Source organism: Cyclobacterium sp. L-R (assembly GCF_056859355.1).
The window spans coordinates 96400-109882 of record NZ_JBSXOH010000071.1; the positions used below are offsets into that span (position 1 = coordinate 96400).

10 protein-coding genes are annotated in these 13483 nt (G+C 40.8%); 8 read left to right on the forward strand and 2 right to left on the reverse strand.

Going from position 1 to position 13483, the window contains the following annotated elements; translation table 11 throughout:
• Nucleotides 1-73: 73 nt before the first annotated feature.
• Together pelA and AC13EX_RS11275 are read right to left on the reverse strand one after the other, a co-directional pair.
• Nucleotides 74-1198: a pectate lyase gene (gene pelA, locus AC13EX_RS11270; protein WP_482892756.1), complete on the reverse strand. Its 1125-nt coding sequence runs from the start codon at nucleotides 1196-1198 to the stop codon at nucleotides 74-76.
• Nucleotides 1199-1264: 66 nt separating this feature from the next.
• The gene (locus AC13EX_RS11275; protein WP_482892757.1) at nucleotides 1265-2554 is read right to left on the reverse strand and encodes a nucleoside hydrolase-like domain-containing protein; all 1290 of its coding nucleotides are present in this window, start codon (nucleotides 2552-2554) and stop codon (nucleotides 1265-1267) included.
• 335 nt (nucleotides 2555-2889) lie between these two features.
• Between AC13EX_RS11275 and AC13EX_RS11280 the strand changes: the two genes are divergently transcribed.
• The 8 genes from AC13EX_RS11280 to AC13EX_RS11315 all read left to right on the forward strand — a co-directional run bounded on the left by AC13EX_RS11280 (nucleotide 2890) and on the right by AC13EX_RS11315 (nucleotide 13482).
• Nucleotides 2890-5904, forward strand: a complete 3015-nt coding sequence (locus AC13EX_RS11280) for a SusC/RagA family TonB-linked outer membrane protein (RefSeq protein WP_482892758.1) — start codon at nucleotides 2890-2892, stop codon at nucleotides 5902-5904.
• A 10-nt stretch (nucleotides 5905-5914) separates the two neighbouring features.
• Nucleotides 5915-7552 carry a RagB/SusD family nutrient uptake outer membrane protein gene (locus tag AC13EX_RS11285; protein ID WP_482892759.1) on the forward strand — a complete coding sequence of 546 codons (1638 nt, stop codon included), beginning with the start codon at nucleotides 5915-5917 and terminating at the stop codon, nucleotides 7550-7552.
• Nucleotides 7553-7823: 271 nt separating this feature from the next.
• Entirely contained in the window at nucleotides 7824-8597 is a 774-nt protein-coding gene (locus AC13EX_RS11290; RefSeq protein WP_048642496.1) for a DeoR/GlpR family DNA-binding transcription regulator, read from the forward strand.
• Between the two features lie 38 nt (nucleotides 8598-8635).
• Entirely contained in the window at nucleotides 8636-10051 is a 1416-nt protein-coding gene (locus AC13EX_RS11295) for an L-fucose/L-arabinose isomerase family protein (RefSeq protein WP_339712612.1), read from the forward strand.
• 37 nt (nucleotides 10052-10088) lie between these two features.
• Nucleotides 10089-10916, forward strand: coding sequence for a transketolase (locus AC13EX_RS11300; RefSeq protein ID WP_482892760.1), 828 nt, complete (start codon nucleotides 10089-10091; stop codon nucleotides 10914-10916).
• A gap of 3 nt (nucleotides 10917-10919) precedes the next feature.
• Entirely contained in the window at nucleotides 10920-11891 is a 972-nt protein-coding gene (locus AC13EX_RS11305; protein ID WP_482892761.1) for a transketolase family protein, read from the forward strand.
• A 38-nt stretch (nucleotides 11892-11929) separates the two neighbouring features.
• A complete protein-coding gene (locus tag AC13EX_RS11310) occupies nucleotides 11930-12862 on the forward strand; it encodes a substrate-binding domain-containing protein (protein ID WP_482892762.1) in 933 nt (310 codons plus the stop codon).
• Nucleotides 12859-13482 carry a DUF2291 domain-containing protein gene (locus AC13EX_RS11315; protein ID WP_482892763.1) on the forward strand — a complete coding sequence of 208 codons (624 nt, stop codon included), beginning with the start codon at nucleotides 12859-12861 and terminating at the stop codon, nucleotides 13480-13482. Before AC13EX_RS11310 ends, AC13EX_RS11315 begins: the two co-directional genes overlap by 4 nt.
• The last annotated feature ends 1 nt before the right edge of the window (nucleotide 13483 follow it).

Here is a 13483-nt window from a genome sequence, read left to right on the forward strand (position 1 = left end):
TCAAATTATTTGATTGGTATTAAAGAATCGATTAAAATCCATTTCATCAAAAAACAAATTGCCAATTCTTGTATTAGTTAATCCCATTTCTTTTTTTCCATTCCGGGTATTTTTCCAGCATTTGTTCCGGAGCCCGGGTGTACCAGCTATAGCCGTTTCTTCGCTCATGACCTATCTCCGTTATGGAATCCTTTTTAATACCGTCTCTATCGCAGAAATATATTTTCTCGGTTTCCAGGTCATAAAATCGTCCCCAATGTAAAGGCGCATTTTCATCTTCCACCACAATTCTATCCTTGCTTCCATCAGGCATTGTCTGGCTGTCTACCCTTAATCGACCAACACTGTGCTCTTCAAACCATTTTACAGCTCCGTTTATAGAAGCCTTGACTTCATTGGATGGGTTTTCTATTTCCATAAGCATCAGCACTATTCCTACAGATTCCGATCCACTAAATGAAGGCAATTCATAACTTCTGGCTTTTGCGGGTGCAAGGGTCACCGAATCATGTTGAGCACACCATGCGGTAGGCTCCCCTTTGACGACAATCTGAGTATTTAAAAAACACGCTATTCCTTTGTCATAGGCTTCTTGGATTTTGGCTTTTTTACTGTCTGACAATTGAATGGACTGAAAAGCGGGATCATCGGATAGCAATTCTTTTAGGAAGCGCATTATATTGACCATGGCATCGTCATTGAAGGTGATGTGGCCGGAATACGCCACACTTCCTTTGCGTACCGGATAAAACTGAGGCCAACCCCCATTGTCGTATTGGGCCTTGAGTATATAATTTATTCCTTTTTCAAAAGCCTGCTTGTAGCGTTCGTCCTTGGTTTTTGAATAGACATTGGCTAGAAATCTCAACTCGGTAATGGTAGCATCATTATCAAATGTTGCTCCAATTTCATCTTTTGTTTTTAGGTAAGCTGCTTTTTTACCAGCATCCATTGGGTGATGATAGGGCTTGTTTTTTTCCCAACCACCAATAGCTTTTTGGGTCAGCAGTACATTTTCTGCTACAAGTTTTGCTTCATTGGAAGCATACCAGGCTTCCGGCATTTTCCCAGCAACATCCTTCCAGCGCATGTCTTGAAAATTTTTGGAATCATTCTGACCCATTGCGGAGCCAATCGCAAAAACTGCGATTAACCCTATTAATCCTATTGTTTTTGAAAATGAAATTCTATTTTTCATTGTTATTGAATTTCCTTATTTGTAGTAATATTAATCCCGAAGTAGGCAATAACCCTTCTATTACTTCTACTTTTCCAACCATTTCCACCTTTCTCCCCAGTCGCCCAAAAAGGCTTCTCTGAATTTAGCAATGGATTTTGCTCCTTGTTGGTCTTTTATAAATAATCCTTCAGCTAATCGATCACTGTACCAGTTGGAGCCTAACTGGTAATCGTCTGAAGAGGGTTTACCTGGCCAAGGAATGGTACTGATATATTCTCCTTCCAAGCCATTCAGTTCAGGGATTTCACTACTGGTTTTGTATTTACCGTGTTCAGCCTTTTTAGAGCTATATTTCACTCCGTAAATCCCCTCTCCGAGGTAATAACCAGGCCAAACCTGACCTTGTATTTTGATATGAAAAACTGTAGAATCCTCCGGAACCATTATTTTAGGCCCTTTAAATCTCCATTCGATTGTAGCATAAGCGGCCACTGTATCTGCCTTGGTGCTGCCACCTTCAAATACACTTCTGGAACTGCGGTCTATCTTCTCAAAGCTACCACCCCAACTTTCTCCTGTAGGGTCTTCCGGGTCTCCATTCATAACATAAGCCAGTGAAGGGGTATCTCCCATTTTTATTTCTCCATTATAATAATTGATAAAATCCTTACCCATTACACCTCGCCCCTGGATAAAATTATCATAATAGGCTTCACCTTTAAATGCTTCAGGAGAATCTTCATCCATAAACCAGCCCCTATAGGTCGCATTGGTCTCTATCATCCAAAGGTCTCCGTGATGGGCCGCTATATAAGAGTAGGCATTGATGCTCCATTTCTTATTCGGGCCTCCAATCCAATACACCCTTATATTCTCCTTTATTTCCGGTGCATCATGCAATGCCTGAGCGAGGTCTTCTATTCCTCCCCAAACCAAAACCCAAAGCGGCTGATCACTTTCTTTTTTGGCGCATTTAATGATCCAATCTGAACCTTCCGTAGAAGTAGAATACCCCTGAAAAGGAGCTGCCTGAATGGCACCCTGCTTGACAACCGCTCTCAAGGCAGCAGGTTTCGGAAGGTCACTTGCATGTTTTGCTAACTGGGCATAATCTTTTTCATAATCTTCAATTATGTCCAAAAAATTGCTTTTACGTCCATCTCCGAAAGGTGAAGCTACCAGCCCCTCAATTTCAAATTGATCCGCATACATTAATAAATGTATCATGGACTGAAAATCATCAGGATCAGTCCCCCCTATATCAGAACTAATTAAAACCCTGGGCTTATCCTGCCCCCTTACCTTGCTTCCACAACCACAAAAAGTGGCAATTAAAACAAGTACTATGAACCTTAAACCTACTGTTTTCTTCATTATTATTTATGACTAATTTTCTTTTATTTACGATTTATAATTCAATCATTATAAGTTCAATTTCAGCTTATTAAATACTCTAAACATCGATTATCTATTCAATTACTGGGTATAAATGTATCAAAAAGAAAGTAAAAGAAAAATTAAAAGTAATTTTTCGAAAATATATTTTAAAATATTTTTATTTTAAATCTTATTATGACTAGATTTATACCCGATATATTTACTATTTACTTTCTTTTAGTTTCTTTATTTTACGAATACCGAGAAAATTAAATCAAAAACCTATTCAAACATACTATTTAACCTTTGCTGTTAACAAATCCCAAAAAACCATGATGAAATATTCTTACATTAAAATCCCTCCATCAGCTGGAGGAAGGCTTTTAAAAACAGCCTTGTTCGTCATTGCCTGTTTTATGCTTATTCTTTCTGAGCTATCTGCTCAGAACACCACTATTACTGGAACTGTTAAATCATCCGACTTAGACGATGTGCTTCCGGGAGCAACTGTTCTGGTAAAAGGCACCAATATTGGGACTGCAACTAACATTGATGGCAAATTCACTATTTCAGCGGCGGCAGATGCCACATTGGTCTTTAGCTCCATTGGGTATATCCCGCAGGAAGTAAAAGTAGGTAACCAAACTTCTATTCAGATTACCCTGACTCCCGATATTACCAATATGGAGGAAGTTGTCGTGATTGGATACGGTACGGTTAAGAAAAGAGACCTCACAGGAGCGGTTACCTCCGTCAAAAGTGATGAAATCAGACAAGTACCGGCTCAAAACCCTTTAGAGTCCATTCAAGGAAAAATTGCAGGTGTGGACATCACGCGAGGCAATGGTTCCTCATCTTCTGGCATCAATATTAGAATTAGGGGAAACAGATCCATCGGAGCCAGTAACAATCCTCTATTTATTGTAGATGGCGTTCAAACGGGAAGCATTGACAATATCAATCCCAACGATATTGAGTCAATGGAATTTTTAAAAGATGCTTCTTCTACAGCCATTTATGGATGGCAGGGTGCAAACGGTATAGTTATCATTACAACCAAAAAAGGAAGCTCCGGAAAGCCTTCGGTCACTCTTAACTCCTATTATGGGGTGTCAGAGGTTTCCAGATACCCTACGGTATTGAATGGAGACGAATACGTGGCCATCAAAAGAGAAGCCAACAGGACTACAGGAAAATGGAACTCGGTGGCTGATGACCCATTGATTTTTAATACCCAAGAACTGGCAGCCATCGCAAATGGAGATTGGATTGACTACCAAAGCTTACTACTAAGCAATGGTAATCAGCAAAATTACAATCTTGGAGTTAATTCCGGAGGGGAAAGAACCAAAGTATACACCTCTCTGGATTTTTATGGAGAAAATGGCATTTTGAAATTTGACAATGTAAAACGATACACACTTAGAACCAATGTAGACCATACTTTCAACAGTTGGATAAAAGCCGGTATGCAAGCGCAGGTGGCCAATAGAGATGAAAGTTACCGTAGGGATCCATTGAACATGGCCAATAAAATCATCCCTCTTGGAACTGTATATGATGAAAATGGAGATTTCATTGTTTATCCACTCGGAGGATCCTCAATTAGCCCTTTAGCAGATGAACAACCAGACATATTCTCAAACAAAGGCAAAATAACAAATGTACTCGCCAACGTATACTTGGAATTGAAGCCTTTTGAAGGGTTTAACTTCCGAACAAATTTTGGCACAAATATCAATAACACCAGGGTTGGTCTTTTCGAAGCATCCAATTCCATCAGTAGAAACGGTGGCACCAGTCGTGCACAATACACCGCATCCAATAGTCGCTTTATCAACTGGGACAATGTTATCAATTACCAAAAGGAGATTAAGGACCATTCATTTGCCATTACAGCATTAAGCAGTTTTGTGCAGGAAGAGTCGGACAATGTTCTTGCCCAAGGGGAAAACCAATTACTTCCTGGCCAATTGTTTTTTGGACTAGGGAATGCCCCTGACAACATTTCCATTAATAGTGGGTTTTCGAAATGGAATGTACTCTCCTTCGCCGCACGTTTGAATTACAGTTATAAAGGCAAATACCTGATAACCCTTACAGATAGAGCAGATGGCGCTTCAAGATTGTCCAAAGGAAATAAATGGGCCTATTTCCCTTCAGCAGCATTTGCTTGGAGAGTAGTAGATGAGAACTTTATGCAGAATGTAGCTGCTGTTAGTGAGTTAAAACTTCGCTTGAGCTATGGTGTAGCAGGAAACTCAGGAATTAAAGCCTATGGAACACAAAGTTCTTTGACCAGAATCCCTATGGCTTTCGGTGAATCAAGTTTCCAAGGGTTTACCTTCTCCCCACTCTTAGGCAATCCAGATGCTGGATGGGAATTGTCTGAAACAACCAACTTTGGCATTGACTTAGGACTATGGAGAAGCAGAATAAATGCCACAATGGACATTTACGACACCCGCACATCTGACCTTCTTTTGCCACGTGGCCTGCCACCAACTTCAGGTGTACAGCAGGTGTACCAAAACATTGGTAAAACCAAAAATCAGGGAGTTGAAATCGGGATTAATTCCCTAAATATCGAAAACGAAAACCTGCAATGGGAAACCACACTTACCTTCACTAGAAACAGGGAGGAAATTGTTTCCTTGGTTACCGAAGGAGTGGACGATATTGGAAATGGATGGTTTGTTGGTCAACCGATAAGTGTTTTTTACGATTATGAAAAACTGGGAATATGGCAAACCAATGAGGCAGATGAAGCCGCAGTTTATGGGCAGGTGCCTGGTGAAATAAAAGTGAAAGACCAAAATGGAGACATGAAAATTGACGCCGTCAATGATAGACGTGTTCTTGCAGGCAATAATAGACCGGATTGGTTTGGTGGTTTAAACAATAAAGTAACCTATAAGCGAATTGACTTTAGCGTGTACCTATTTGCCCGTTGGGGTCAAACGATTGATCCTGACTTTCTAGGCAGATACGATCGGCAGTCCAATTTGAGCAATAGTACGAAGGTTATTGATTATTGGACACCGGAAAACCCAACCAATGAATATCCAAGACCAAATGCTGGAGTATCCGGCTCCTCCACTCTTTACTGGAGCACAATAGGCTATGTAGACGGGTCTTACCTCAGGGTACGAAATCTTTCACTGGGCTACACACTACCAAGCACGGACAAATCAATATTCAGTAATATGAGGATTTACTTTTCCGGCTCCAACCTATTCACCTTTACCAAAAGCAAAAAGCTGGATGAATATGATCCTGAGCGAGGTGGTGGAGAAAGTTACCCTATGTTAAAAAATTATGTTTTCGGAATCAATCTTGGCTTTTAATCGATTCAAAATGAAAAATATAAAAACACTATCAGCAGCCGCATTATTCGTGGCCCTATTTACGACATCATGTAATGATGTGCTGGAAGAATACAACCCCAGTGGTCTTACTGCTGAAGCGGTTTACAGTACACCTGAAGGGTTTGAATCTTTGGTCAATGCCGCATATTCTTACCAAAGGTGGTGGTATGGAAAAGAAGAAGGTTTTAATATGACTGAAATGGGCACGGACATATGGATAAGCGCCGCAGGTGATGTTTGGCCTGACCTTACTACCTATACCAATTTACAAGGTACCAATGCACCAATTACCACCGAATGGAGGGAATTGTATGCAGCGATAAACCTTACCAATGCAGGAATTAACCGTATTGAGGAAGCAGGTTTCACCCCCTCCATGCGCTCACAAAGAGAGGCTGAATTGAGATTTTTAAGAGCCTTTTATTACTACCATATTGTGGAAACCTGGGGAGGCGTACATTTTACGCTTGAAGAATCCCAAGGAATCATCACGACAGCCAATAAAACACCTGTAGACACCTTTTATGACCAAATACTGACAGATCTGGATTTTGCTGTAGCCAATTTATCCACCACAACTTCAGACTACGGAAGGGTTACAAAACCTGCAGCCATGGCTTTCCTGTCACGGATTTACCTTACCAGAAAAATGTACAATGAAGCATCCCAAATGGCTGAATCAGTCATCAATGGGGGTTATGGCTACGAGTTAGTCTCAAATTATGCGGACCTTTGGGATATGGGAAATAACCAAAACAGTGAAATTGTTTACGCAGTTAATTATGCAGAAAACCTAACACTAAATGACCTTCGGAATTCCTCTACCAACCCATTGGGACATGGAAGAGGCAGTAACAATGGTCACTTGCATTTCCTAATGAAATACGACAACCTCCCTGGGATGACAAGAGCAATTGAGTACGGAAGACCCTTCAATAGGTACATGCCTACAAGGGCGTTTCTTGACCTTTTCAGCGAAGAAGACTCTAGATACGAAGGTTCATTTATGGAGGTTTGGTACGCCAATTCAACCAACACACCGGCCGGAATGGCTGTTGGTGACACGGCAGTGGTGGCTACCAGAAGCACTTTCACAGGTAGTCCCGGTCATGTATATCAAGTATACAACAGGAACGACATCTACAATGAGAATGGTACTGTAAGGGACAACCTTCGCTACCCTACCCTGACCAAGCACATGGACAATACCCGGTCAAGTGCCAATGAAGCGCAAAGCTCAAGGGATGCTTTTGTCATCCGATTTGCTGAATTGTACCTTATTGCAGCAGAGGCCCAGATGTTTCTTGGCGACAAACAATCAGCAGCAGACCTTATCAATGTAGTAAGAACACGCGCAGCAAAATCTGGTATGGAAGATGCAATGAAAATCACTGCGGAAGAGGTAACCCTTGATTTTATTTTGGACGAGCGTGCTAGAGAGTTTGCAGGGGAGCAATTGAGATGGTTTGACTTAAAAAGAACAGAGAAATTGGTGGAAAGAGTTTTGAGTTTAAACCCTGATGTCACTAGAGTAGAAGCTTTTCACTTGATAAGACCGATACCTCAAGCTCAATTGGATGCGGTAACCAATCGGGATGAATTTGTTCAACATCAAGGTTATCAATAAAATAGAATACATACCTATTATTCCTATAATTATGGAGCGTGGGCAGGCTTAATTGCTTGCACACGCCCATATTAACTAAAATTACCATTAAGAAATCTTTGAAATTAGCTTAAATCCAGACCTTTGATTTCTTATTAATTATAGTGTATTGAACACAACAATAAATTAAAATCATTATTGATAACTTTTAACCAAAACAAAAAGGAAAAAAAACTTACGATACTATTTAGAGGTTAATTATCTTCGTTCTTCCGCAAAATACAAAGAAATAATGTTGCCAAAACAAAGAAAAGAAAAGATACTTGACTTACTAAAAGAAGATGGATCTGCCAAAGTTATCGACCTAGCCAGAATCTTTAAAGTCACAGAGGTCACTATCAGACAGGACCTAGAGAAATTGGAGAAAAATGGATTGGTCATTAGGGAGCATGGTGGTGTACATTTAAAAAATGTCGAAGACCAGGTGCGTAATTTCTCATTAGTACATCAGGATAACCTAAAGGAAAAAGAAATAATTGCTGAAAAATGTCTGGAATTCATTCACCCCGGAGACACAATCATTCTTGATTCTGGCTCAACTACGACAGAGATCGCTAAAAAAATTATAAACATCAAAGGGTTAACCGTCATTACGAATGCCCTAAATATAGCACTGATGCTAGGAGCAAATCCAAACATAGACATTATCATGACTGGAGGTGAATTCAAGGCGCCTACCTTATCACTTACCGGCCAAAAAGCGGCTGACTTTTTTAAGGGACTGAATGTGCAGAAACTCTTTCTGGCTACTGCAGGCATATCCTTAAAATCTGGCCTTACTTATCCAAGCCTTAGCGATCTTGTAGTGAAAAAAGCCATGATTGATGCCGCAGACATTACCTACCTGGTAGCTGATTCTTCAAAAATTGGAAAAAGTGCTTTTGCCAGTCTCGGAGCTTTATCCCTTATCGATTACATTATCACCGACGAAGGGGTCGAAAATAAACACAAAGAAGTCTTCAAAGAAAACGAAATCCAATTAATCATCGCTGAAGACAATAATTAAAGAAACAGAAAGTAAAAAGTACCATTTCTTACAAAACAATGAAAAATCAAAACATTACTTTAGGCATTATCATAGGAAACAGAGATTTTTTCCCTGACAAACTTGTGTCAGAATCAAGGGTTGAGGTCTTAAACGTACTTGAGAAACAAGGTATAAAAGCCGTTATTCTTGGAGAAAATGAGACTAAACTTGGTGGTGTTGAAACCTATACAGATGCAAGGAAATGTGCTGATCTTTTCAAGAAGCATAAGGAAGATATAGCAGGTGTTTTAGTAGTACTCCCAAATTTCGGAGATGAACGAGGAATTGCAGACACTTTACACCTTGCTGATCTTAAAGTGCCGGTACTTATTCAAGGATACCCTGATGAGCTGAATAAACTAAATGTAGCCAACAGAAGAGATTCATGGTGTGGGAAAATCTCAGTTTGCAATAACCTTTACCAATACGGTATCAAATATTCGATCACTACCAAACACGTGGTCCACCCTACCGACCCATCCTTTCAGGCAGATTTACAAAAATTCCTGGGTGTTTGCCGTGTAGTTAAAGGGATGAAAAATGTTCGAATTGGAGCCATTGGCGCCAGACCCACTGCTTTTAACACGGTGAGGTACAGTGAAAAAATATTGCAAAAAAATGGTATTTCTGTAGTCACCTGCGATTTGTCGGAAATACTTGGCAAAGCCAATAAATTGGATATTACCCATCAGCGGGTAAAAGATCATTTGGAGAAAATTCACAATTATGCTTCTACCGGAAAAACCCCAAGTGAGTCTTTAATTCAGATGGCAAAGCTTGATGTGGTATTGAATGACTTTATGACTGAAAATCAACTGGATGCCAATGCCATTCAATGTTGGACTTCGCTTCAGCAAAATTATGGCTGCAATGTTTGCACCAGCTCAAGTATGTTTAGCGAAGGCATGATCCCTAGCGCCTGTGAAGTAGATGTGACGGGAACCCTCAGCATGTATGCAATGCAATTGGCCTCTGGTTCTCCCAGTGCTTTGGTAGACTGGAACAATAACTATGCGGACGATGAGGATAAATGTGTGCTTTTCCATTGTGGAAACTGGGCTAAATCCTTCTTACCAGACATTGAAATAAGCAATGCTCCAATTCTAGGTACAACTGTAGGAGTGGAAAACACCTATGGTGCATTGGACGGGCGTACGCCTGCCTCCCCATTGACTTTTGGAAGAATCACAACAGATGACACCAAAGGAATCATGAAAGCCTATATGGGCGATGGTGTTTTAACAGATGACGAATTAAAGACTTTCGGAAATAGGGCCGTTGCCAAAATCCCAAACCTTCAGGGATTAATGAATTATATATGTAAAAATGGTTTCGAACATCATGTGGTGATGAATGCCTCACATACCTCTGATGCTTTGAAAGAAGCATTTGAAAATTATATGGGGTGGGATGTGTACCATCACGAAGGGTAAAAAAAAGGTTAAATGTTACCAAGAAGACAGAACAATAATGTCAGAAAAAGAATTAGAAAAGAAGTCAGTATTCCTGAGAAAAAATATTCTCAAATACATTTACAAAGCAAAAGCCGGACATACTGGAGGTAGCTTGTCTTGTGTGGACATATTGAATGTATTGTACAATAAAGTACTTAATGTAGACACCGAAAATTTCAGAAACCCCGATAGAGACCGCTATATTCAAAGTAAAGGACATTGCGTAGAAGCCTTGTTTGTCACGCTTGCAGACAGAGGTTTTTTCCCTGAATCAGATCTGGAAACGCTTTGTCAGTACCAATCCCACTATATCGGTCACCCTACAAAAAAAGTCAATGGTGTGGAGCAAAATACCGGAGCTTTGGGCCATGGTTTACCAATCTGCGTCGGAGAGGCTATTGCAGCCAAACTGGACAAAAAGCAACACCGGGTATTTACGCTTTTAGGAGATGGTGAATTGCCTGAAGGCTCCAACTGGGAAGCATTTCTTTCCGCATCGCATTATAAATTGGACAACCTATATGCGATTTTGGACAATAACAAACAGCAAATCACCGGTTCAAATCAGGAAGTAATGAATACTGATTCCCTTCAGGAAAAATTGGAAGCTTTTGGTTGGTCTGTGAAAGAGGTTGATGGTCATAATTTAAAAGAACTGACAGAGGCATTAAACAATGGCCCATACAATATTGGTAAACCAAATTTCATCATTGCCCATACAGTCAAAGGAAAAGGGGTGAGTTATATGGAAAGCGTTTTGAAATGGCACCATGGCGTCCCAAGCCCCGAACAATACGAATTGGCTATATCAGAACTAGACGCGGCTGAGGCATTAATCTCATAGATCATGGAACTGGATAAAATTGTAAATAAAAATTTAAAAATGGGTAGAGCAAACCAAGAAGTTTTTGCTGAAACCCTTGAAAACTTAGCTGCTGCGGACCCATCGATCATTGCCGTAACGAGTGACTCCCGCGGTTCGGGGAAACTCGTTCCATTTGGACAGAAATATCCAAATCAGATTGTAGAGGTTGGCATTGCTGAACAAAATCTAGTAGGCGTAGCCGCTGGCCTGGCTTCTGCAGGAAAGAAACCTTTTGCTGTTTCACCTGCTTGTTTCCTTACAGCAAGAGCACTGGAACAAATCAAAAACGATGTGGCCTATTCTGATAACCCCGTAAAATTGGTAGGAATAAGTGCTGGTGTAAGCTACGGTGCATTAGGCACCACACATCATAGCCTTCATGACTTTGCCGTGCTTCGGGCCATCAACAATATCACTATTGTCGTACCTGCAGATAACTTCGAAACTGACCAGGCGGTGCGTTTAGCCGCCAATCTTAAACAACCGATTTACCTTCGCTTTGGTAAAAAAAGCGTACCCTTCTTGAGTGAAGAAAACCAAACATTCGAATTTGGTAAGGGGAGAGTAATCCGTGAAGGAACTGACCTTACCATCATTGCCAATGGGGAAACCGTCCAACACGCATGGCAGGCAGCCGAGGTTTTGGAACAGCAGCATGGAATCACTACCAAGGTTATCAGCATGCATACCATCAAACCTTTGGACACAGAGCTTCTGGATGATTTAGCCAAAGCTGGGAAACCAATAATTACAGTAGAAGAACATATGGTAAACGGAGGATTAGGAGAAGCCTGTGCTTCCTACCTCTTTCAACAAGGGGCGAGAAACCCATTCCATATTATGGGCATTCCCGATGAGTACACCGTGACCGGTTCCCAAAATGACATCTTTAAGCATTACGGGATTTCCTGTGATGGCATAGTAGCGAAAGCAGTATTAGTTTTAAAAAATTAACACCCAAACCCAAAATGACCAATTTCAACCCCTTAAAAATGCTTTGCTTTTTTGCAATAGCATTGATTTTAAATGGCTGCGGAGGACCTGATGAACGCGCCTTGGATCAACCTAAAAAGGTGGCCGTAATTGTGTCCACTCTTAACAATCCCTGGTTTGTAGTATTGGCAGAAACAGCCGCAAATCGTGCTACTGAATTGGGATTTGAGGCCACTATTTTTGATTCCCAAAACAATACCGCACTAGAAACAGACCATTTTGAAAACGCTGTTTCTTCAGGATATGATGCCATACTTTTCAATCCTACAGATGCAGACGGCTCGATTGCCAATGTAAGAATCGCCAAAGAAAAGGGGGTGCCTGTATTTTGCATGGACCGAGAGATCAATGCAACGGATGCAGCCACAAGTCAGATTCTTTCAGACAGCTATGCCGGCTGCGTAGCCATTGGGAAGTACTTCGTTGAAAAGCTCAATAAAAAGGGCAAGTATGTTGAGATACTAGGCTTAGTTGGCGACAATAATACATGGAGCAGATCCAAAGGATTCCATTCTGTGGTCGACAATTATCCCGAACTTCAAATGGTTGCCCAGCAAAATGCAGATTTCGACAGAAACAAAGCCATGGAAGTTATGGAATCCATATTACAGGTGCATCCCGACATTAAGGGGGTGTTTTGTGGCAATGATGCCATGGCCATGGGGGCTTACCAAGCACTTGTTTCCTCAGGTAAAGCAGATCAGGTAATGGTTTTTGGATTCGATGGTGCAAGCGATGTTATTAACTCCATCAGAGACAAGAAAATACTGGCCACAGGCATGCAATTTCCAAAATTGATCGCCAGAACTGCAGCGGAATACGCACAATCCTATTTTGATGGAAAGCGGGATTTTGCCCAAAAGGTACCTGTAACGGTGGAAATGGTCAACCAGGAAAATGTAATGGATTACCAAGCCTACGGAAGCAAATGAACAGGAAAGCAATTAAATACAGCATTGGAATACTTGTCATCGGTCTATTGGGATATAATTCCGTCTATTTTCAGGCACTGGATAAAAAACTGGCAGATGGAAATGAAATTAGCTTTGATGCAAAAGCCTATGTGGATGGAATTTGGGGCAATGAATTAAGGATGGTCTATAAAGATGCACCAGACATTGCGCTCTTAATAGATAGCTTGGAGCAAAATACGGTTGCTGCTTTTGAAACCTACGGATACGCACTGGGCATTGGGAATATCGGCTATTTCAGAGTCATAGGAGAAGGTCTGGTTACAGCCGTCAATAACAATAATGTCCTGCTGCAAGTGGGAAGCTATGTGATTGAAGTGGAAACGGAATTTGTGTATGGGAATGCCATTCGAGACGCTTCAGGTTTAGTCAAGTTAAACGATTATGACAACTCCTCTGATTTTAACAGCATTTCTGAATCAATCAATGAAAAAATTCGAAAGGAGCTTATCCCGGAATTCAGGTCTAAAGTAAAAATAGGAGATAAGGTAAGGTTTGAGGGGGCGATTGAGCTCAATAAAGCGCACCTAAAACTTAGCCGGATTGAGGTGATTCCTATTACTCTTCAAATAACAGAATAGC

Coding starts and splice junctions, on each gene's coding strand:
- pelA (WP_482892756.1), bottom strand. CDS start 1,198: ATGAAAAATAGAATTTCATTTTCAAAAACAATAGGATTAATAGGGTTA.
- AC13EX_RS11275 (WP_482892757.1), bottom strand. CDS start 2,554: ATGAAGAAAACAGTAGGTTTAAGGTTCATAGTACTTGTTTTAATTGCC.
- AC13EX_RS11280 (WP_482892758.1), top strand. CDS start 2,890: ATGATGAAATATTCTTACATTAAAATCCCTCCATCAGCTGGAGGAAGG.
- AC13EX_RS11285 (WP_482892759.1), top strand. CDS start 5,915: ATGAAAAATATAAAAACACTATCAGCAGCCGCATTATTCGTGGCCCTA.
- AC13EX_RS11290 (WP_048642496.1), top strand. CDS start 7,824: ATGTTGCCAAAACAAAGAAAAGAAAAGATACTTGACTTACTAAAAGAA.
- AC13EX_RS11295 (WP_339712612.1), top strand. CDS start 8,636: ATGAAAAATCAAAACATTACTTTAGGCATTATCATAGGAAACAGAGAT.
- AC13EX_RS11300 (WP_482892760.1), top strand. CDS start 10,089: ATGTCAGAAAAAGAATTAGAAAAGAAGTCAGTATTCCTGAGAAAAAAT.
- AC13EX_RS11305 (WP_482892761.1), top strand. CDS start 10,920: ATGGAACTGGATAAAATTGTAAATAAAAATTTAAAAATGGGTAGAGCA.
- AC13EX_RS11310 (WP_482892762.1), top strand. CDS start 11,930: ATGCTTTGCTTTTTTGCAATAGCATTGATTTTAAATGGCTGCGGAGGA.
- AC13EX_RS11315 (WP_482892763.1), top strand. CDS start 12,859: ATGAACAGGAAAGCAATTAAATACAGCATTGGAATACTTGTCATCGGT.